This is a genomic window from Flagellimonas sp. (genome assembly GCF_965222555.1).
In the GTDB taxonomy this organism is placed as follows: Bacteria; Bacteroidota; Bacteroidia; order Flavobacteriales; family Flavobacteriaceae; genus Flagellimonas.
The window spans coordinates 509,384-527,590 of sequence record NZ_CBDCUG010000001.1; the positions used below are offsets into that span (position 1 = coordinate 509,384).

Annotated in this window: 23 protein-coding genes and 5 tRNA genes; 5 read left to right on the forward strand and 23 right to left on the reverse strand. The window is 39.1% G+C overall.

Annotated elements, in window-relative coordinates:
- Positions 1 to 18 precede the first annotated feature (18 nt).
- The 23 genes from rplA to ACOQO1_RS02340 form a co-directional block, all read right to left on the reverse strand.
- Positions 19 to 711, reverse strand: a complete 693-nt coding sequence (rplA, locus tag ACOQO1_RS02230) for a 50S ribosomal protein L1 (RefSeq protein WP_420601230.1) — start codon at positions 709 to 711, stop codon at positions 19 to 21.
- Between the two features lie 19 nt (positions 712 to 730).
- A complete protein-coding gene (gene rplK, locus ACOQO1_RS02235) occupies positions 731 to 1,168 on the reverse strand; it encodes a 50S ribosomal protein L11 (protein WP_249658452.1) in 438 nt (145 codons plus the stop codon).
- A 67-nt stretch (positions 1,169 to 1,235) separates the two neighbouring features.
- Positions 1,236 to 1,787, reverse strand: coding sequence for a transcription termination/antitermination protein NusG (nusG, locus tag ACOQO1_RS02240; protein ID WP_097047424.1), 552 nt, complete (start codon positions 1,785 to 1,787; stop codon positions 1,236 to 1,238).
- A 7-nt stretch (positions 1,788 to 1,794) separates the two neighbouring features.
- On the reverse strand, positions 1,795 to 1,983 hold the full coding sequence (gene secE, locus ACOQO1_RS02245; protein ID WP_420601231.1) for a preprotein translocase subunit SecE: 189 nt from the start codon (positions 1,981 to 1,983) through the stop codon (positions 1,795 to 1,797).
- A 95-nt stretch (positions 1,984 to 2,078) separates the two neighbouring features.
- A tRNA-Trp gene (locus ACOQO1_RS02250) sits at positions 2,079 to 2,151 on the reverse strand.
- Positions 2,152 to 2,271: 120 nt separating this feature from the next.
- Positions 2,272 to 3,459: an elongation factor Tu gene (gene tuf / locus ACOQO1_RS02255; RefSeq protein WP_073181471.1), complete on the reverse strand. Its 1,188-nt coding sequence runs from the start codon at positions 3,457 to 3,459 to the stop codon at positions 2,272 to 2,274.
- Between the two features lie 47 nt (positions 3,460 to 3,506).
- Positions 3,507 to 3,578: transfer RNA gene (locus ACOQO1_RS02260), tRNA-Thr, on the reverse strand.
- A gap of 81 nt (positions 3,579 to 3,659) precedes the next feature.
- Positions 3,660 to 3,732 (reverse strand) — tRNA-Gly (locus ACOQO1_RS02265).
- 88 nt (positions 3,733 to 3,820) lie between these two features.
- Positions 3,821 to 3,903, reverse strand: a tRNA-Tyr gene (locus ACOQO1_RS02270).
- Between the two features lie 22 nt (positions 3,904 to 3,925).
- Positions 3,926 to 3,999: transfer RNA gene (locus tag ACOQO1_RS02275), tRNA-Thr, on the reverse strand.
- Between the two features lie 98 nt (positions 4,000 to 4,097).
- Positions 4,098 to 4,403, reverse strand: coding sequence for a ribosome hibernation-promoting factor, HPF/YfiA family (gene hpf, locus ACOQO1_RS02280; RefSeq protein ID WP_420601232.1), 306 nt, complete (start codon positions 4,401 to 4,403; stop codon positions 4,098 to 4,100).
- 55 nt (positions 4,404 to 4,458) lie between these two features.
- A complete protein-coding gene (locus ACOQO1_RS02285) occupies positions 4,459 to 5,352 on the reverse strand; it encodes a tyrosine-type recombinase/integrase (protein ID WP_420601233.1) in 894 nt (297 codons plus the stop codon).
- Between the two features lie 98 nt (positions 5,353 to 5,450).
- Positions 5,451 to 5,645 carry a 30S ribosomal protein S21 gene (gene rpsU, locus ACOQO1_RS02290; RefSeq protein ID WP_073181465.1) on the reverse strand — a complete coding sequence of 65 codons (195 nt, stop codon included), beginning with the start codon at positions 5,643 to 5,645 and terminating at the stop codon, positions 5,451 to 5,453.
- 68 nt (positions 5,646 to 5,713) lie between these two features.
- Positions 5,714 to 6,853 (reverse strand): acyl-CoA dehydrogenase family protein, encoded by a 1,140-nt coding sequence (locus tag ACOQO1_RS02295; protein WP_420601280.1) that lies wholly within the window; start codon positions 6,851 to 6,853, stop codon positions 5,714 to 5,716.
- A gap of 35 nt (positions 6,854 to 6,888) precedes the next feature.
- Positions 6,889 to 7,752 carry a ComEA family DNA-binding protein gene (locus tag ACOQO1_RS02300; RefSeq protein ID WP_420601234.1) on the reverse strand — a complete coding sequence of 288 codons (864 nt, stop codon included), beginning with the start codon at positions 7,750 to 7,752 and terminating at the stop codon, positions 6,889 to 6,891.
- Between the two features lie 9 nt (positions 7,753 to 7,761).
- Positions 7,762 to 9,378, reverse strand: a complete 1,617-nt coding sequence (locus tag ACOQO1_RS02305; RefSeq protein ID WP_420601235.1) for an alanine/glycine:cation symporter family protein — start codon at positions 9,376 to 9,378, stop codon at positions 7,762 to 7,764.
- A gap of 86 nt (positions 9,379 to 9,464) precedes the next feature.
- The gene (locus ACOQO1_RS02310) at positions 9,465 to 10,472 is read right to left on the reverse strand and encodes a potassium channel family protein (RefSeq protein ID WP_420601236.1); all 1,008 of its coding nucleotides are present in this window, start codon (positions 10,470 to 10,472) and stop codon (positions 9,465 to 9,467) included.
- A 2-nt stretch (positions 10,473 to 10,474) separates the two neighbouring features.
- Positions 10,475 to 10,702: a PspC domain-containing protein gene (locus ACOQO1_RS02315; RefSeq protein WP_420601237.1), complete on the reverse strand. Its 228-nt coding sequence runs from the start codon at positions 10,700 to 10,702 to the stop codon at positions 10,475 to 10,477.
- Between the two features lie 9 nt (positions 10,703 to 10,711).
- The gene (locus tag ACOQO1_RS02320; RefSeq protein ID WP_420601238.1) at positions 10,712 to 11,992 is read right to left on the reverse strand and encodes a DUF2851 family protein; all 1,281 of its coding nucleotides are present in this window, start codon (positions 11,990 to 11,992) and stop codon (positions 10,712 to 10,714) included.
- A gap of 21 nt (positions 11,993 to 12,013) precedes the next feature.
- Positions 12,014 to 12,523: a DinB family protein gene (locus ACOQO1_RS02325; protein WP_420601239.1), complete on the reverse strand. Its 510-nt coding sequence runs from the start codon at positions 12,521 to 12,523 to the stop codon at positions 12,014 to 12,016.
- A gap of 5 nt (positions 12,524 to 12,528) precedes the next feature.
- Positions 12,529 to 12,840: a rhodanese-like domain-containing protein gene (locus ACOQO1_RS02330; RefSeq protein WP_420601240.1), complete on the reverse strand. Its 312-nt coding sequence runs from the start codon at positions 12,838 to 12,840 to the stop codon at positions 12,529 to 12,531.
- Between the two features lie 75 nt (positions 12,841 to 12,915).
- A complete protein-coding gene (locus tag ACOQO1_RS02335; protein WP_420601241.1) occupies positions 12,916 to 13,533 on the reverse strand; it encodes a thioredoxin family protein in 618 nt (205 codons plus the stop codon).
- A gap of 4 nt (positions 13,534 to 13,537) precedes the next feature.
- Positions 13,538 to 14,092: a TlpA disulfide reductase family protein gene (locus ACOQO1_RS02340; protein WP_420601242.1), complete on the reverse strand. Its 555-nt coding sequence runs from the start codon at positions 14,090 to 14,092 to the stop codon at positions 13,538 to 13,540.
- Between the two features lie 190 nt (positions 14,093 to 14,282).
- Between ACOQO1_RS02340 and ACOQO1_RS02345 the strand changes: the two genes are divergently transcribed.
- The 5 genes from ACOQO1_RS02345 (at position 14,283) to ACOQO1_RS02365 (ending at position 18,129) form a co-directional block, all read left to right on the forward strand.
- On the forward strand, positions 14,283 to 14,672 hold the full coding sequence (locus tag ACOQO1_RS02345) for a MarR family winged helix-turn-helix transcriptional regulator (protein ID WP_420601243.1): 390 nt from the start codon (positions 14,283 to 14,285) through the stop codon (positions 14,670 to 14,672).
- A 1-nt stretch (position 14,673) separates the two neighbouring features.
- On the forward strand, positions 14,674 to 15,306 hold the full coding sequence (locus tag ACOQO1_RS02350) for an NAD(P)H-dependent oxidoreductase (protein ID WP_420601244.1): 633 nt from the start codon (positions 14,674 to 14,676) through the stop codon (positions 15,304 to 15,306).
- Positions 15,307 to 15,346: 40 nt separating this feature from the next.
- Positions 15,347 to 15,919, forward strand: coding sequence for a YceI family protein (locus ACOQO1_RS02355; protein WP_420601245.1), 573 nt, complete (start codon positions 15,347 to 15,349; stop codon positions 15,917 to 15,919).
- A gap of 244 nt (positions 15,920 to 16,163) precedes the next feature.
- Positions 16,164 to 17,561, forward strand: a complete 1,398-nt coding sequence (locus ACOQO1_RS02360) for an anthranilate synthase component I family protein (protein ID WP_420601246.1) — start codon at positions 16,164 to 16,166, stop codon at positions 17,559 to 17,561.
- Position 17,562: 1 nt separating this feature from the next.
- Positions 17,563 to 18,129, forward strand: coding sequence for an anthranilate synthase component II (locus ACOQO1_RS02365; RefSeq protein ID WP_420601247.1), 567 nt, complete (start codon positions 17,563 to 17,565; stop codon positions 18,127 to 18,129).
- The last annotated feature ends 78 nt before the right edge of the window (positions 18,130 to 18,207 follow it).

Here is an 18,207-nt window from a genome sequence, read left to right on the forward strand (position 1 = left end):
AAAATATTGAACCACCAGTTACGAAACTGCCTTTGGATCTAATTGAACACTAGGACTCATGGTACTTGACAAATAGATGCTCTTCATATAAACACCTTTTGCAGCTGCTGGCTTCATTCTTACCAAAGTGTCTATCAACTCTTTGGCATTACCTGCAATTTTATCCGCAGAGAAAGAAGCTTTCCCTATAGCTGCGTGCACTATACCGGTTTTGTCCACTTTAAAATCAATCTTACCGGCCTTAACTTCAGACACCGCTTTTGCAACATCCATGGTTACCGTACCGGTCTTTGGATTGGGCATTAAACCTCTAGGACCCAAAACTCTACCTAAGGGACCTAATTTTCCCATAACGCTTGGCATGGTGATGATTACATCAACATCGGTCCAACCGCCTTTAATTTTATCCAAATATTCATCCAACCCAACAAAGTCAGCACCAGCTTCTTTAGCCTCTGCTTCCTTGTCCGGGGTCACCAATGCCAAAACCTTAACATCCTTACCGGTTCCGTGCGGAAGGGTAACAACGCCACGCACCATTTGATTTGCTTTTCTTGGATCTACACCCAAACGAACCGCCAAATCAATGGAAGCGTCAAATTTTACATTGGTTATTTCTTTTATCAAAGCTGATGCCTCGTCCAAAGAATAGAGTTTGTTTCTATCTATTTTGGCCTGAGCTTCTTTTTGCTTTTTAGTCAATCTTGCCATTATAAATTGCTTTAAGATTTTAAAAAGGTCTTTTTCCAGCTACTTTAAGTCCCATGGAACGTGCAGTACCCGCAACCATACTCATTGCAGATTCTACGGTAAAAGCATTCAAATCGACCATTTTGTCTTCAGCGATTTGCTTTACTTGATCCCATGATACTGAACCGGATTTAACCCTGTTAGGTTCGCCAGATCCTTTTTTAATCTTAGCTGCTTCCAACAATTGAACTGCCGCGGGTGGTGTCTTTACAACAAACTCGAAAGATTTGTCTTTGTAAACGGTGATAACAACAGGTAAAACTTTACCTGGTTTGTCCTGTGTACGCGCATTAAATTGCTTACAGAACTCCATGATGTTAACACCAGCAGCACCTAAGGCGGGTCCAACCGGTGGCGATGGATTCGCAGCACCTCCCCTAACTTGTAATTTAACTACCTTATCTACTTCTTTTGCCATTGTTTTTAATTAAAATGAAAGTGTGTCAATTGGAAGCAACACAACTTTATATATGTAACAGCTCTTCTTATACTTTTTCTACTTGCATATAACTGAGTTCCAACGGTGTCTTTCTTCCGAAAATTTTCACCATTACCTCTAGCTTACGCTTTTCTTCATTGATTTTCTCAACAGTTCCATTGAACCCATTGAAAGGACCATCAATAACTTTTACGGTTTCACCCAACACAAATGGAATAGCCACGTTATCCGTATTCACGGCAAGCTCATCCACTTTTCCTAACATGCGGTTCACCTCAGATTTCCTTAAAGGAACCGGATCCCCTCCTTTGGTTTCACCCAAAAAGCCAATCACATTGGTAATGGAGCGAATAATGTGAATCATTTCACCACCTAAATTGGCCTTTATCATTATATATCCCGGAAAGTAAACTCTTTCTTTGTTGATTTTCTTTCCGTTACGGATCTGTACAACTTTTTCAGTAGGAACAAGGACCTCTTCAAGGTAATCGCCAAAACCATTACGCTCCACTTCGCTTTCAATGTAGCCCTTGATTTTGTTTTCCTGACCACTAACAGCCCTTACTACATACCATTTTTTCTCCAGAACCTCAGACATATCCTAACTACCCTATTACGTTATCAAAATACAATCGAATCAATTTGCTAAAAAGGGAGTCAACACCCCAAGTTGCCAAAGCAAACAATATTGAAAAAACAGCAACCACAACCATAAGATTGGAGGCCCTTTCCCTGTTTAACCAGGTAACATTGCTCTTTAACTCTTCAAATGATTCTTTTATGTACGTGAACATAGTATTATTGTATTTTCCTGTACGGGCGGAGAGGCTTCCTTCGACTTCGCTCAGGACAGGCTTCTCGCCACAATAACTTTCATGATTTCAATTTGCACGGGCGGAGAGGCTCGAACTCCCGACACCTGGTTTTGGAGACCAGTGCTCTACCAACTGAGCTACGCCCGTAAAATTTGGCGTCTTTACTATCTCAAATTTCAGAGATGAACCACACCCGTTTATATTTACACTGAAAGGTATTCCGCATAAAACGGAACACCCTTTAGTGTAATATTTATTGTAAAATGATTAATCTAAAATCTCGGTAACCTGACCAGCACCTACCGTTCTACCACCCTCACGGATAGCGAAACGTAGACCCACGCTCAATGCGATTGGCTGAATCAAATCAACGTTGATAGTCAAGTTATCACCTGGCATAACCATTTCAACTCCATCAGGAAGACCAATGTTTCCAGTTACATCAGTAGTTCTAACATAGAACTGAGGACGATAGTTGTTGTGGAATGGCGTGTGACGACCACCTTCTTCTTTTTTAAGGATATATACCTCAGCTTTAAATTTAGCGTGCGGTTTAACAGAACCTGGCTTACAGATTACCATACCTCTTTTGATATCGGATTTTTCAATACCTCTCAAAAGGATACCTACGTTATCACCAGCTTCACCTCTATCCAAAATCTTACGGAACATCTCAACACCAGTAATTGTAGAAGCCAATTTCTCAGCACCCATACCGATGATATCTACAGCATCACCTGTGTTGGCAACGCCAGTTTCGATACGTCCTGTAGCAACAGTACCACGACCAGTAATGGTGAATACATCTTCAACAGGCATCAAGAAATCTTTATCAACATCTCTTTTTGGAAGCTCAATCCACTCATCAACAGCAGCCATCAACTCCATTACAGTGTCCACCCATTTTTGCTCACCGTTAAGTGCACCTAGAGCAGAACCAGAGATAACAGGTCCATTGTCACCATCATACTCGTAGAAAGAAAGTAATTCTCTTACTTCCATTTCAACAAGCTCTAAAAGCTCCTCATCGTCAACCATGTCAACTTTATTCAAGAAAACAACGATTCTTGGAATACCAACCTGACGCCCAAGAAGGATGTGCTCACGAGTTTGCGGCATAGGACCATCAGTTGCAGCAACAACCAAGATAGCACCGTCCATCTGAGCAGCACCAGTAACCATGTTCTTAACGTAATCCGCGTGACCTGGACAGTCAACGTGGGCGTAGTGACGGTTTTGTGTTTGATACTCTACGTGAGAAGTGTTGATAGTAATACCTCTTTCTTTTTCTTCAGGGGCGTTATCAATAGAATCAAAGCTTCTAAGCTCTGACAATCCCGCGTTAGCCAATACGGTAGTAATAGCAGCGGTCAACGTAGTTTTTCCGTGATCCACGTGGCCAATAGTACCAATATTTAAGTGCGGTTTGGAACGATCAAAAGTTTCCTTTGCCATTTTAAATAATTTTAATCTTAGTTTATATTAGTGTACAAATCGTTTTGAGCCAATGACGAGATTTGAACTCGTGACCTCTTCCTTACCAAGGAAACGCTCTACCCCTGAGCTACACCGGCGTAAAGTGTTGAATCAACTACTTTAAATAGTTCTCCCATAAATTTTGGAAGAGATTCCTGCTTTCGCAAGGATGACTTTAGAGCGGGAGACCGGGTTCGAACCGGCGACATTCAGCTTGGAAGGCTGACGCTCTACCAACTGAGCTACTCCCGCATTTTTTATTTTGGGCTTAACCCCAAAAACACTTCAATATTTCAAAAAAACTTCCCAATCCTTGAGTTATTCCGCGAATAACTTCTTGTGGGGAGAGCAGGATTCGAACCTGCGAAGGTGAAAACCAACAGATTTACAGTCTGTCCTCGTTGGCCGCTTGAGTATCTCCCCGCCTTATTTTCAATATGTTACGAGCCGATGGAGGGACTCGAACCCACGACCTGCTGATTACAAATCAGCTGCTCTAGCCAGCTGAGCTACATCGGCATTTTATGGCCTTTTTTTCCATAAAAAAGCCCGCTATTTCTAACGGACTGCAAATGTATATATTTATTTTTTTAATCAAAATAAATTTGCAAAAATTTTCACCCTGCTTTTGCCCTTAATTTTTCTTTCTTTTTAACCAGTTGTCTTTCAAGGGAGCTACAAGCCGAATCAATGGCCTCCTCAAAAGATTTGCATTGCTTTTTTACCACGAGCTGATCCCTGGGCACCAATAACTTGACCTCTACTATCTTATTTTCCTTTGCACTTGTATTTTCAACTTTCAAATAAACATCCGAACCAATTACTTTATCATAGAACACTTCCAATTTATCCATTCGCTTTTGGACAAAATCCAAGAGCTTACCATCAGCTACAAAATTTACCGATTGTGCATTTACTTTCATAAGATTTAGTTTTTAGGGCTGCTAAACTACAGCTAGATTAAACAATACAAGGAATCTATTGCTCCTTATTTCTGGGATGGGCCTTGAGGTGAACTTTTTTAAGCTCGGCTATACTATTATGTGTATACACTTGTGTAGAAGCCAAACTGGAATGACCCAATAATTCCTTTACGGAATTTAAATCCGCTCCCCTATTAAGCAGATGTGTTGCAAAGGTGTGTCTTAATATATGTGGACTCTTTTTCACCTTAGGGGACACTAAACTAAAATACTTATTTATGATGCGATAAACAAGTGTTTCGTAAATTTTAAGACCTCCTTTTGTTAAGAAAAGATATTCGGCATCCTGCAGCTTTTCCAGTTTGGAGCGAAGCAATACGTATGTTTCAAGCAAGGATTTTGTGGAAGGCAGCAATGGAAGAATCCGCTCTTTATTCCTTTTACCCAAAACCTTTAGGGTATTATTGGAGCTATAAACATCCTTCAACCTAAGATTGACCAATTCAGCTCTACGAACTCCTGTAGTGTACAACAACTCTATAATAAGTTTGTCCCTCACTCCTTCAAAATCGTTATTAAAAGGTATTTCCAATAATATCTTTTCCATTTCCATCTCAGAAAATGGCACTTCAACCTTCTTATTTGTTTTCAGGGCCTTATGTTTGGCGAGAGGCGAAGCACTTATTTGGCCTATTTTTTGCAAAAATCTGTAATACGCTTTTAGTGAGGATATTTTTCTATTGATTGTCCTATTTGAAATTCCATCGTTGACCAAAAGAACAATCCAACTTCTAACAATGGAATATTCCATATCGTCTATAGAATCCATATTGTACCCATCCCTACAAAACTCTGAAAAGGATACAATATCCTTTTCGTACGCATTCACCGTGTGTACGGAATAGTTTTTCTCCAATCTTAAATATGATATGAACGTTGATAAGGACATTATTCAAAGTTACCCAAATCCCAAACAAATAATGATAAAAACAAAAATCCCGTTGCAATTGTATTGCAACGGGATTTTCTATACTGTGTTCAAGAACCTTAAATTTCTTCCTGATCTCTAAGTCCTTGTATATATTGAGCTTTTTGTATTTCGGCTCTGCGCTTAACTGAAGGCTTTGTAAACTGTTGCCTTTTTCTCAACTGGCGCATGGTGCCGGTCTTATCAAACTTACGCTTGAAACGCTTTAAAGCTCTATCGATGTTTTCTCCTTCTTTTACTGGTATTATTAACATGGGCTACAACCTCCTCTCTTTTAAATTTTGGTGTGCAAATATACAAGTATTAAATAGTAATGCACAAATTACTTTAAAATATTTCTTGAAATAACCACTTTTTGAATTTCAGTGGTACCTTCACCAATGGTACATAACTTGGCATCACGGTAAAACTTTTCTACCGGAAAGTCCTTTGTATAGCCATATCCGCCATGAATCTGAACAGCATCATTGGCAATTTTGACACAAACCTCTGATGCATACATCTTGCACATAGCCCCAAGTTTTGTCATTGGCCTACCCGCATTCTTTAAAAATGCAGCTTTATGCAACAACAGTTCTGAAGCTTCAATTTCCGTGGCCATGTCAGCTAACTTAAAAGATATTCCTTGGAACTCACTGATTGGTTTGCCAAACTGTACCCGTTCTTTGGAATACTTTAACGCAGCTTCATAGGCTCCCTTGGACACCCCCAAAGAAAGTGCACCAATGGAAATTCTGCCTCCATCCAAAACTTTCATGGATTGGATGAAACCATCCCCAACTTCTCCCAAACGGTTTTCATCTGGGATTCTACAATCTGAAAATATCAATTCGGCCGTTTCACTGGCTCGCATACCCAGCTTATCCTCTTTTTTACCACTTGTAAACCCCGGCGTGCCCTTCTCAACAGCAAAAGCCGTCATTCCATGACTATCTCCTTTTTCTCCAGTTCGGGCTATCACCACAGCTATGTCTCCGCTTTTGCCATGGGTAATGAAGTTTTTTGCACCGTTCAAAATCCATGAATCGCCATCTTTTACAGCAGTAGTGCTCATACCACCTGCATCAGAACCTGTATTATGTTCTGTAAGCCCCCAAGCGCCGAGCCATTCTGCTGTTGCCAATTTAGGAATCCAACGCTGTTTTTGTTCTTCATTGCCAAAGGATAAGATGTGATTGGTGCATAATGAATTATGCGCCGCTACTGAAAGCCCTATGGCTGGATCAACTTTTGAAATCTCTTCCAGAATGGCCACATACTCATGATATCCAAGTCCTGAACCTCCCAATTCCTCAGGAACCAAAACCCCCATAAATCCCATTTCACCAGCTTTCTTAAACACTTCTATGGGGAAGGTCTGCGATTCATCCCATTCTAAAACATGGGGCGCTATATACTGCTGCGCAAACTCTCTTGCAGATTCAGCGACCATCTTTTGGGTCTCTGAATAATCAAAGTTTATTGTGGACAAGGTATCCGTAACCATTTAGTACAATTTTATAGGGTCAAATATAGCTTAATTCTATCAATCCTTTCTACCGGAAAAGATTCCACGTTGAGCAATTCATCCGATGAATCATACGCTCCATTAAGCTCTCGAAATGAGATTATCTTTTCAGCCAAATCTCTACTTATATAAACCAAACGGGATAATTCTTCAGCTGTTGCTTTGTTTATATTGATTTTTTGAATTGAAGGAGGGTCATTAACCCTAAATTGGTGTAGTGCACGTTGAACAACCTCGGGTTCCAACCCATAAACGTCAAACAATTGGTCATTCACCAAAAACCCTCCAAGTCTATCCCTAAACTTTATAATACGAGCAGACAACTTCTCACCTATTCCATTAATAGCCTTTAAATCTTCCGCCGTGGCAAGATTCAGGTCTTTTACTTGGAGTGTTTTCTCAAAACGAATATTGGAATGGACTTTAGCCGCTTTTTTTCTTTTGTTCCACTCTGGAAATTTAAAGGATGGTGAGATTACCATCAACAAAGAATCAGAAATTTGGGTCACTTGTTGAAACTCTTCAGCGGAGTTAATAAACCTTCCAGTTTTTCGGAAAGCGAACAATCTGTCCAGTTCTGCTGGGGACATTCCCAACATATACCCTTTGTAGTCAGTTATATAATTTGGATTGAAGGAAAAAATCTTTATAGACTCTTTTTGCAGGGCCAGAAGGCGTAAACTATCCAATTGGGATTGTGCCACTGTATTGACAACTATTTTTGAATCTCCGTTAAAAGGTTTTGTTTTAATATAAAAATATACTCCCTGAAGTATTATTATAAGAAGCAGCAAAAAGAAAATCCCACTTCGTTCTTGTTTGTTGAACTTGAAGTGGGACTTGAAATTATTCAATGTTGAGTGTTATTTGCTTTTAACAAAATTCTTTATATCGGCCACATATTTATCCATTTCCTCTCTTACTCTAGGGAATAAGAATAACAACCCTATCATGTTCGGGAATACCAGCGCCAAAATCATGGCATCAGAAAACTTGATCACAGCATCCAATGTAGCACCTGCTCCAATAATTACAAACAACAAAAACATTACTTTATAAACAATATCAGCTGTTCTTCCTCTTCCAAAAAGGAACTTCCAAGATTGCAATCCGTAGTATGACCATGAGATCATTGTTGAAAATGCGAACAGGATTATGGCAATCGTCAGTACATATCTGAATCCAGGTATTACGGAATCATATGCCATTGAGGTTAAATCAACACCGCCAACATACGCTCCTGATTCGTTAAGCAATACGGTACTTCCTACAGCATTTCCATAATCAAAAGCGCCAGCATCCATATTGAAAAAGATGATTACCAAGGCCGTCATGGTACAAATAACAACGGTATCAATAAATGGCTCCAAAAGTGCAACGACCCCTTCACTTGCAGGGTATTTTGTCTTTACTGCAGAGTGTGCAATGGCAGCAGAACCAGCTCCCGCTTCATTGGAAAACGCAGCTCTTTGAAAACCAACTATAATCACCCCAACAATTCCACCTAGTCCTGCTTCAGGAGTAAATGCTCCACCTATAATCATTCCAAAGGCGTCTCCTATATATTTAATGTTGGCAAAAATGATAACCAAAGAGGCCAATACATAAACTCCGGCCATAAAAGGAACTATTTTTTCAGTTACACTGGCAATCTTCTTGATACCTCCAATAATTACAATTCCTACCAAAATAGCCAAAATGACTCCAATGATAACACCTGTAGCGCCTCCTTCAAGGCTCAACATAGTTGAAAGCTGAACGGCAGCTTGATTGGATTGGAAGGCATTACCTCCTCCAAAGGATGCTCCAACGCACAACACTGCAAAAATGATGGCCAATACTTTTCCAAGGCCTTTCATTCCTCTTTCCTTCAATCCTTTTGACAGGTAATACATAGGGCCTCCATAAACAGTCCCGTCTTCACCAACATCCCTGTATTTAACACCCAATGTACATTCTACAAACTTGGTCGACATTCCTATTAACCCACAAACGATCATCCAAAAGGTAGCTCCAGGGCCTCCCAAGGCAATCGCAACGGCCACACCAGCAATATTACCTAATCCAACCGTACCTGATACCGCTGTTGCCAATGCTTGAAAATGGCTTACCTCTCCTTCTTGGCTTTCATCCTTAATTGTACCATGAACATCTCCGTCAACAACATTCAACTCTGTTTTTTCTGCACTATGGTGATCCAATTCATCATATTTACCTCTTACCGTATTAATGGCCAAGCCGAATTTGGTGATATTGGGAAATTTAAATCGTATAGTAAAAAATGTAGCTCCTACTATTAATAGAATCAGAACTATCGGCAGGTTGTACCCCCCAATTGAAATTGGGGTCAAAACAAAGCCCTCCCACCATGACGCAAAAGGCATAAAGGCATCGTTGACTCTTTCATCCAGGCCTTTTTCCTGAGCACTTGATAGTAATGGTAATAAAAGGGTAATTAACGTAAGAAGTCTGTACTTCATAATATGTTATTTGGTTATTTTAATTTGATGTATAGCGGGCAATATCCTAAAAAAATTCAACGGAATCAAATTTAAAAGTTATAAAACTAACCTATCTGAAACATTTGGTTGAGCTTTTTAATCTGTTCTGGTCGGCCCAAAACTATGACCTTGCCCTTGGGTTGAAGTATTAAATCTGCCTCTGGATTTATAATATAATTTCCATCAGGTTCTATATAACCTATTATAGTACAGCCGGTTCTTTTGCGCAAATCTAAATCACGAAGGGAATTACAATCTATTTGATCTGTAAAGTCTTCAATCTCTACTTCTTCAAGATTGGTGGTATTTTCTCCTTCAATGGAAAGTTTGTCCATAAATGTGATCAAATCGGGCATAACCACCAATGAGGCCATATGATCTCCTCCGATCTTATCCGGCATAATGACCTGATCAGCTCCTGCCAACCTTAATTTACTTTGAGAAGTTACCTGTGAAGCTCTACTAATTATAAAAATCTTATTGTTAAGCTGCCTTGCTGACAATACTACAAAAAGGTTAGCGGCATCATCTGGCATTGCAGTGATTAAATATTGCGCTCTGTCTACGCCTGCTTGCATTAAAATTTCATCCTCATTGGCATCTCCTTCCACAAACAAAACATCATTTTCATGCCGGTCGATCACCTCTTTATTCTTTTCTATGACAACAAAAGGTCTTTTATAGGCCTTTAATTTCTCTGCCGCTTGCATTCCATTTCTACCAAAACCACATACCACGACATGATTGGATAAATTATCTATTCGTTTTTTCACTTTTTTCTTTTTTAATATCTGAAGCGAATTTCTACCTAACAAATATTCGGTAATCACCGAAAGGGCAAAACCAAAAATAAAAACGCTGGTTACGATTAAAAATACGGTAAAAATCTTTGCACTGGGATCTAAAGGTCTCACCTCTGAAAACCCCACTGTGGTCACCGTGATAATGGTCATATAAATTGCCTCGACCCATGTAAAATCTGATATAAGTTTATACCCTATTACACCAAAAAACAATACAAGCAACATTAAACTTATTGCCCATACTATTTTGGATCTTAATAATCTTATCATAATCAAAGGTCAAAAACTGAGGTTCTTTTGGTGTAGAGCAAATCTTTGATTCGTAACCAAAATGCCATAAAAAGATATAGGGCAAAACCAAAACCAAGTGTGGCAAAAGTCAAATATATAAACGTAGTACGCACCACCCTGGCCCTTATACCAAGACGTTCAGCAATCCGCCTACAGACCTCAAAGCCTCTTTTTTGAAAGTAGTAAAGGGTATTGTAAAACAAACTCATAATTTAAAATTATGTATTTCTGTTCAATAAATGTGCTCCCAAGTTACAATGAAGGCATTTATTTTTTGAACAGTAGTTGTTGTACAATTGTATTTTGGCCTGACTCTCCAAGGCATTCTCGGTTTTAGAACCCAAATTTTCAAACCCCTTAATAATCGAATTTTTCTCTGGACTCAGCTGGGAAATCAAAAACAGTAAATCGCTGGCCGCATCCACTCCCCTTTGCTGGGAATAACAAAACCGGAGTGGAATTATGGCATTAATTATCAATAGATTAATAAAATTTTTCGAAAGCCTCTTTTTACTCTTTTTTGAAACCTTTCCAAAGGTGAAATGATTTTCCCAATACGAACTTGCCTCGGTTTTTAAAATATGATAAATATCCTGAAGAGTTTTTGCTTCCATAAGGGCAGCAAACAAATTTTGATGTCTTGCATACAAATTTGCCAATTGTGAAATACGGATAGTAGGAAAGTTCATTGGACGCAGACCAAAGAACTCGGGTTTGCTAAGTGGTGGATCAAGCTTGAATTTTTTAGACAGAAATCCATACTCTTTTTGAAGCCCAATATAATAGCTGTCTTTACAATCCTCAACGGACAATAATCCCAAATAACCAAAAAGCAGGCTTTCCATTTGGTGGATGTCATTGCTTGTTTTCCTTACCATGGAAAAACCTAATTGTGAAGCTCTTTGCAAAAAGAAATCCCCATTTAGTCTGGACCCGAAGTTTTTCATTAACATTATGAAAAGTACCCTTTCCCAATCATTATCCGATTTTTGAAGGAGCTCAAAAATGAGTTTGGACTTTTGCTCCAATCTTTCTATATAGAGTCTTTCAAGAAAATTGTTGACCAAAAAAGAATCCAGTTGCGCAAAATCCTTTTCGCAATTGATGAAACTGGGATTGAAATGCTGGAACAATTCTTGATATTTATCTAAAACGGTAGTTGAGATATAGTTTTTCAACTCTAAGGTTGGAATCTGTGTTCCATCCTTTCTAAAAACTGAAATGTCATCTTCCCATACAACGTGAAGGATTACATTATTATAATTGGAATCCGTTTCATGATGGTGTACGTACCAATCTGAAGATTTGAGGTGCATTTCTATATTGCCAGCCCATAGCTGACCACCAACCTCTATTTGAGCATTAAAGAAATCAGGTCCTGCATAAGAATTCAGGGTACCGGGATTTTTAATAACAATATGCTCTGAGGTTGATGTGGTAAGTGGTCGTCCTTGAAGCTTATCGCACCTCCATATAAAATGGAGTAGGTCTTCCTTCATATAGCTAAAATAGGAAAATGATCACCATTTTCCAGCATAGGTCAATGAATCTCCAGAATTTTCTTTGAGATAGCTATGCTTCATGTTGTTTATTTGTCGAATATGGTGATAATCGTGTGCAAGCCAGTTGCACAAAAATGAGTAAGCAGTAATTTTTCCCAAATCAGGATGGTCAATAGCGTTTTTCCATTTGGGATTAACCAATCCGTTTAACCAGATGATTGATTTTTCCCGCTCTTGCCCCAAATGCTCCAAAGCCATTTTAAAATCTCGACCTGCGTAATTTCGTGTTATGACCCATCCAGCCGGGTCTATTGGAATCAAGGGAGCTTCTGGGTTCTCCAACGCATGTTTGGTACGTGCTCTAAAATCTTCAACTTCCTCATCAATTAAATGGCACACAATTTCCAAAATGCTCCAACCTTTTGGATTGGGTTTCCAAGTGATAAATTCAAAAGGTAATCCAGAAAGCATATGCTGAAAAACCTTCCGATTTCGTTCTAGTTCGCTTATAACTTCAGCAACATCCATAAAATTTATTCGGCCACCTCGCCTTCCCAGTTCATAAATCCACCTTCAAGGTTATAGGCATTTTCAATACCAACACTGTTCATAATGGCACAGGCCTGGCCACTTCTGTTGCCAGATCTACAATAGACATAATAGTTCTTGGATTTGTCGAGTTTTTCAATCTCGTCCAAAAACTCCTGTCCTAAATAAATATCTATGTTGGTGGCTCCGGGAATATAACCTTCCTCTACTTCCTCTGGCGTTCTAACATCCAGTATGAAAGCATTGTTATCATTTTCCAGTTGTTCTTCCCATTCTTGTTGTGATAAATCTGACATCTTTAACAATTTAATTTTAGCAAAAATAAAAATCCGGAGCGTAACCCCGGATCCAAATCTGATGTAATTTTCTTTTTAAGCCTTTATTGAACACCCTATGGCCCGGGTAGTGGTCACTTTGATTTCTTTTCCCGCCAACATGGCATCCACCGCATTTTCCACATATTTTTCTCCAACCCTGGCAGCATCTTGATAGTTGTCGTCAATAGCCCCAATGTACCTTACCACATTTCCACCGGCAGTTTTTTCCAATAGAAATACATGTGGAGTCCTAGTGGCTCCGTATTGTGGATAGATTTTCTGCCCATCATCCAATACATATGGAAAGGAAAATCCCTTTTCAGCTGCGCGAACCTTCATTTTGGCAAAACTATCCCCTGGCTTTTTTGAAGGATTATTAGGATTGATAGCGATAACAGGCACGCCTTGCGATTTATATTTGGCATCCAATGCATTGATACGATCTTCATATGCCACCGAATATGGACAGGTATTGCAGGTGAAAATCACCAAAAACCCTTTGGCCTCATCATAATCCGATAAAGAAACCATGGAACCATCTACATTTTTTAGGGAAAAGTCCGTTGCAATATCCCCAATACCATACCCCTCATCTTCTGAGGTTGATTTTCCTGAAAAGGCTCCCAGTAAAATCACCAGAGCCAATAGACCTAAGGTTTTAAGCGTTTTCATGCCATTAGTTTATGAATTTGTTCAACTCCTCATTTAATTCCTCGTAGGTGAAACCCTTTCCGTAAAAACTTCGTTTATTCTTATTGTATATTAAGGTAGCAGGTATACCGCCTTCCCAATCTTTGTCAATTTTAGGAATCCATTCGTTTTGTTTGGGGTCATCCAAAATAACCACTTTGGATTTCAGGTCTTTTTTTTCAACATAAGGCTCCAATCTGGATTTCCACATGGATGGCATATCAAGACTTACCAAAACCACCTCCACGTCATTATCTTTCTGTTCTGCATTGACCCTCTCAAAATACGGAAGCTCCTCCAAACAAGGTTTGCACCAAGTGGCCCAAAAGTTTATAATATAGGTTTTCCCATCATCTCTGTTCAGCAGAGGTTTAAGGCCTTCATAATCATAAACAGGGAATTTTACCGGATCCTCAACTTCCTTTTCGACTTTGGCATAGGCTTGTTCAGAAGTTTTCCCATCTAACTTTTCTTTAGTTTTTTCACCACAGCCAATAATCAGCAATACCATAAAAACCATAGAAAACGACAAGTGTTTCATTATCTGCATTTTAGATTATTAAAAATAAATAAAGCTATTCGCAAAGAATTGATTTTAACAAAATTTTATTTGTTAAAGATAGTGTTCATGAAAATAATACCAATACATTTGTCTATACAATTGTTGTATTAACATGAATGTAGAACAGATCATAAAAACAGAAAGAAAGCTTCCTCTTAAAATGAGGACCATGATTCACCTTGCATTGGTCAGTAATAAAATCAACGAGCAATTTGCTACTGCCCTTAAACCCTATGGGATTTCAAAGCAACAATTTAACGTCCTAAGGATTTTACGCGGGCAAAAGGGAAAGCCTTCCAACCTCTGCACCATCAATGAACGCATGGTTACCAAAATGAGCAATACAACGCGATTAGTTGATAAACTTATAACCAAAGGTTATGTGGAACGTTCGGTTTGCGAGTCTAACCGACGAAAAGTGGAAATATTGATAACAGAAAAAGGCACTACTGTTTTAGAAAAGCTTGATGCCACAATGGAAAATACCGAAAACGACATCCTCGGGAATTTCACCAATAAAGAACTAGAAGAATTCAACATATTATTAGATAAATTTTAAAATGAGCAATATCCTAGAAAATAGAACATGGCGCTATGCCACCAAAAAATTTGATAACACCAAAAAGGTGTCAGATGAAAATTTGGAACTCTTATTGGAAGCCACACGATTAAGCGCTTCTTCTTACGGGTTGCAACCCTATCATCTTTTTGTAATCACAGATCCAGAAATAAGGGAAAAATTAAGACCTGTTTCCTGGGGGCAAACTCAGATTACGGATGCTTCCCACCTAATTGTTTTTGCCAATGTCACGGATTTTGGCGAGGAATTGATAGATAGCTATTTGGAAAATACAAGCACTACAAGAAACATTCCAGGCGAAGGATTGAAAGATTACGGTGATTTCATGAAATCTAAACTGCTGAATCTACCAGAAGAAACCAAGGCCGTTTGGACATCCAAACAGGCGTATATCGCATTCAGTAATATGATCCAGGCTGCGGCCGAACTAAAAATAGACACCTGCCCCATTGAAGGTTTTGAGTCTGAATCCTATAACAAAATCCTTGGTTTGGAAGAGAAAAACCTTAATGCATCGGTTGTTCTTGCTGTTGGCTATCGTTCAGAAGAAGATGAAACACAGCATTACGCCAAGGTACGCAGATCAAGAGAAGAATTATTTACACATATATAAGTCCTAATTACATTTTTTAAACAATAATTTAAGTACAATCATGAAAAAGACAATTTTAAGCCTAGCATTGACCGCCATTTTTGGTCTTTCAGCCATTGCCAATCCTATTGATGGAGAGAAAAAAACAGTGAAAACTGACAAAAGTACTGTCACTTGGAAAGCTTACAAGGTAGGTGGTTCGCATACTGGAACCATTAACCTTAAATCAGGAGCACTGGAGTTTGATGGTGAAAAACTGGTTGGTGGCGAATTTGTTGTTGATATGACAACCATAAACACCACAGATCTACAGGGAGACTATAAAAACAAATTGGACGGTCACTTAAAATCGGATGATTTCTTTTCCACAGCTTCAAATCCTACAGCAACCTTGGTATTCACCAACGTTGAGCAAAATGAAAACAACCTGTATGATGTAACAGGGGACCTTACCATTAAGGGTATTACCAAATCTATTCGCTTTGATGTGTCCATTGATGGTAATAAAGCAACGGCCAGTTTGAAAGTTGATAGAATTAAATACGACATAAAATACAAGTCCGGTATCATTGGTACCGCAAAGGACAAGTTGATCCATGATAATTTTGACCTTGTGGTCGATTTGCAGATGTAATCAGCTTTAGTTTAGTGTTTGGAAATCCCGTTCGAGACTTTCTTGAACGGGATTTTTAATTTCACAAAACAATATTTGGAAGTTAGAATTTCCTTTCTATCTTTGGAGCAATGAATTTAAGAATAGTAAATACTTGGTGGTGGATTAACTTACGTCGAATATCGTGAGCTAGTCCTTCATACCCAATAAATAATAAAAAGGCTTGTCATCACGACAAGCCTTAATTTTTTCAACCAATTTGAAAATGAAATATCAATTAGAGACCCATTACAAACAAATTCTGGCCGACACCATTACCCCGGTCAGTGTTTATCTTAAAATTAGGGACAGATTTCCCAGCAGCATCCTCTTGGAAAGTAGTGACTACCATGCCAACGATAATAGCTTTTCATACATCTGCTGTAACCCCATTGCTTCCATTAAGGTGGAAAATGAGGTAATCACACAAAGATTTCCTGATGGCTCCAAAGAAGAGTTCCCGATAACCCCAGATGTGGATGTTACCAATGTTATTCATCAATTCGGACAAAAGTTCTCTGTGCCCAGCAATGGATTCAAGTTCATTAACAATGGACTCTTTGGGTACATGTCTTATGATGCCGTACGCTATTTTGAAGATGTGGAGGTTTCCAAAAAGGAAGATTCGGTTCAAATACCAGATATCTATTATGCAGTGTATCAAAATATCATTGCCATCAACCATTTTAAAAATGAAGCCTACCTCTTTGCCCATTGCTACAATACCGAAAGTAATGTGGATGAAATAGCACAGCTTTTCAACGTGCGAAATTTTGCTTCCTATAACTTTTCAAAGGATGGAAAACCTACCTCCAACCTAAAAGATGATGAGTACAAAGAGCATGTGGCTCTGGCTAAAAAACACTGTCAACGAGGTGATGTATTCCAATTGGTACTCTCCAGAAGATTTTCACAAGGATTTAAAGGGGATGAATTTAATGTATATAGGGCTCTTCGTTCCATAAATCCATCTCCCTACTTGTTCTATTTTGATTATGGGGATTTTAAAATCTTTGGCAGTTCTCCAGAAGCACAATTGATCGTTAAAGAAGGTAAGGCCGAAATACACCCCATTGCTGGAACGTATAAAAGAACCGGGAACGATGAACAAGATGCCGAGCTCGCTAAAAAACTGGCACAAGATGACAAGGAAAATGCCGAGCACGTAATGTTAGTTGATCTAGCTCGAAATGACCTCAGCAGGAATGGAAACACCGTTAATGTGGAAACCTATCGCGAGGTGCAATATTTCTCTCATGTCATCCATTTAGTGTCGAAAGTGACTGGGCTCAAGAAGAAAGACAGTCCAACCATGAAAGTGGTAGCCGATACCTTCCCGGCAGGAACGTTGAGCGGTGCTCCAAAACATATGGCCATGCAATTGATCGAGAAGTACGAAAAAACCAGTCGTGCATATTATGGTGGAGCCATCGGGTTCATGGATTTTAAGGGCAATTTTAACCATGCCATAATGATCCGGACCTTTTTAAGCAAAAACCATCAATTGCATTACCAAGCTGGAGCCGGTTTAGTAGCCGCCTCCGATCCTGAAGCAGAATTGCAAGAAACCTATAATAAACTAGGCGCCCTAAACAAAGCGCTGGAAATTGCTGAAACCATTTAACATGGGAAGAAAGATTTTAATGATAGACAATTACGATAGCTTCACCTATAACTTGGTGCACTATTTGGAAGATTTGGATTGCGATGTTACCGTAAAACGAAACGACCAATTGACCCTTAAGGATGTTGAACCGTTTGATGAAATTGTGTTGTCACCGGGGCCCGGAATCCCAGATGAGGCTGGTTTACTTAAGGAAATTATAGAAACTTATGCGCCTTCAAAACGAATATTGGGCGTTTGTCTAGGTCAGCAAGCCATTGGCGAAGTGTTTGGGGGAACTTTAGTGAACTTGGACCAAGTATACCATGGAGTGGCGACAACAATTTCCGTGACAAAGGAAGACGCCATTTTTGAAGGCTTGCCAGAACAGATTCAGGTAGGGCGTTACCACTCATGGGTAGTCCATCCAGATTTACCGGAAAGCTTGGAAGCTACCTCTGTTGATGAAAATGGACAAATCATGTCCTTAAAACATAAAACATACGACGTTACCGCAGTACAGTTCCATCCAGAATCGGTATTGACCCCTGAAGGAAAACAAATGCTAAAAAATTGGTTAGACAAATGATTTAATATCATTCCTGTGAAGGCAGGAATCCAAATTAATTATGAAATAGATTCCGCATCAAGTGCGGAATGACAATAA

Excerpts from the sequence above, each read along its gene's own strand:
- rplA (WP_420601230.1), bottom strand. The coding sequence starts at position 711 with ATGGCAAGATTGACTAAAAAGCAAAAAGAAGCTCAGGCCAAAATAGAT.
- rplK (WP_249658452.1), bottom strand. The coding sequence starts at position 1,168 with ATGGCAAAAGAAGTAGATAAGGTAGTTAAATTACAAGTTAGGGGAGGT.
- nusG (WP_097047424.1), bottom strand. The coding sequence starts at position 1,787 with ATGTCTGAGGTTCTGGAGAAAAAATGGTATGTAGTAAGGGCTGTTAGT.
- secE (WP_420601231.1), bottom strand. The coding sequence starts at position 1,983 with ATGTTCACGTACATAAAAGAATCATTTGAAGAGTTAAAGAGCAATGTT.
- tuf (WP_073181471.1), bottom strand. The coding sequence starts at position 3,459 with ATGGCAAAGGAAACTTTTGATCGTTCCAAACCGCACTTAAATATTGGT.
- hpf (WP_420601232.1), bottom strand. The coding sequence starts at position 4,403 with ATGAAAGTAAATGCACAATCGGTAAATTTTGTAGCTGATGGTAAGCTC.
- ACOQO1_RS02285 (WP_420601233.1), bottom strand. The coding sequence starts at position 5,352 with ATGTCCTTATCAACGTTCATATCATATTTAAGATTGGAGAAAAACTAT.
- rpsU (WP_073181465.1), bottom strand. The coding sequence starts at position 5,645 with ATGTTAATAATACCAGTAAAAGAAGGAGAAAACATCGATAGAGCTTTA.
- ACOQO1_RS02305 (WP_420601235.1), bottom strand. The coding sequence starts at position 9,378 with ATGAAGTACAGACTTCTTACGTTAATTACCCTTTTATTACCATTACTA.
- ACOQO1_RS02310 (WP_420601236.1), bottom strand. The coding sequence starts at position 10,472 with ATGATAAGATTATTAAGATCCAAAATAGTATGGGCAATAAGTTTAATG.
- ACOQO1_RS02315 (WP_420601237.1), bottom strand. The coding sequence starts at position 10,702 with ATGAGTTTGTTTTACAATACCCTTTACTACTTTCAAAAAAGAGGCTTT.
- ACOQO1_RS02320 (WP_420601238.1), bottom strand. The coding sequence starts at position 11,992 with ATGAAGGAAGACCTACTCCATTTTATATGGAGGTGCGATAAGCTTCAA.
- ACOQO1_RS02325 (WP_420601239.1), bottom strand. The coding sequence starts at position 12,523 with ATGGATGTTGCTGAAGTTATAAGCGAACTAGAACGAAATCGGAAGGTT.
- ACOQO1_RS02330 (WP_420601240.1), bottom strand. The coding sequence starts at position 12,840 with ATGTCAGATTTATCACAACAAGAATGGGAAGAACAACTGGAAAATGAT.
- ACOQO1_RS02335 (WP_420601241.1), bottom strand. The coding sequence starts at position 13,533 with ATGAAAACGCTTAAAACCTTAGGTCTATTGGCTCTGGTGATTTTACTG.
- ACOQO1_RS02340 (WP_420601242.1), bottom strand. The coding sequence starts at position 14,092 with ATGAAACACTTGTCGTTTTCTATGGTTTTTATGGTATTGCTGATTATT.
- ACOQO1_RS02345 (WP_420601243.1), top strand. The coding sequence starts at position 14,283 with ATGATTCACCTTGCATTGGTCAGTAATAAAATCAACGAGCAATTTGCT.
- ACOQO1_RS02350 (WP_420601244.1), top strand. The coding sequence starts at position 14,674 with ATGAGCAATATCCTAGAAAATAGAACATGGCGCTATGCCACCAAAAAA.
- ACOQO1_RS02355 (WP_420601245.1), top strand. The coding sequence starts at position 15,347 with ATGAAAAAGACAATTTTAAGCCTAGCATTGACCGCCATTTTTGGTCTT.
- ACOQO1_RS02360 (WP_420601246.1), top strand. The coding sequence starts at position 16,164 with ATGAAATATCAATTAGAGACCCATTACAAACAAATTCTGGCCGACACC.
- ACOQO1_RS02365 (WP_420601247.1), top strand. The coding sequence starts at position 17,563 with ATGGGAAGAAAGATTTTAATGATAGACAATTACGATAGCTTCACCTAT.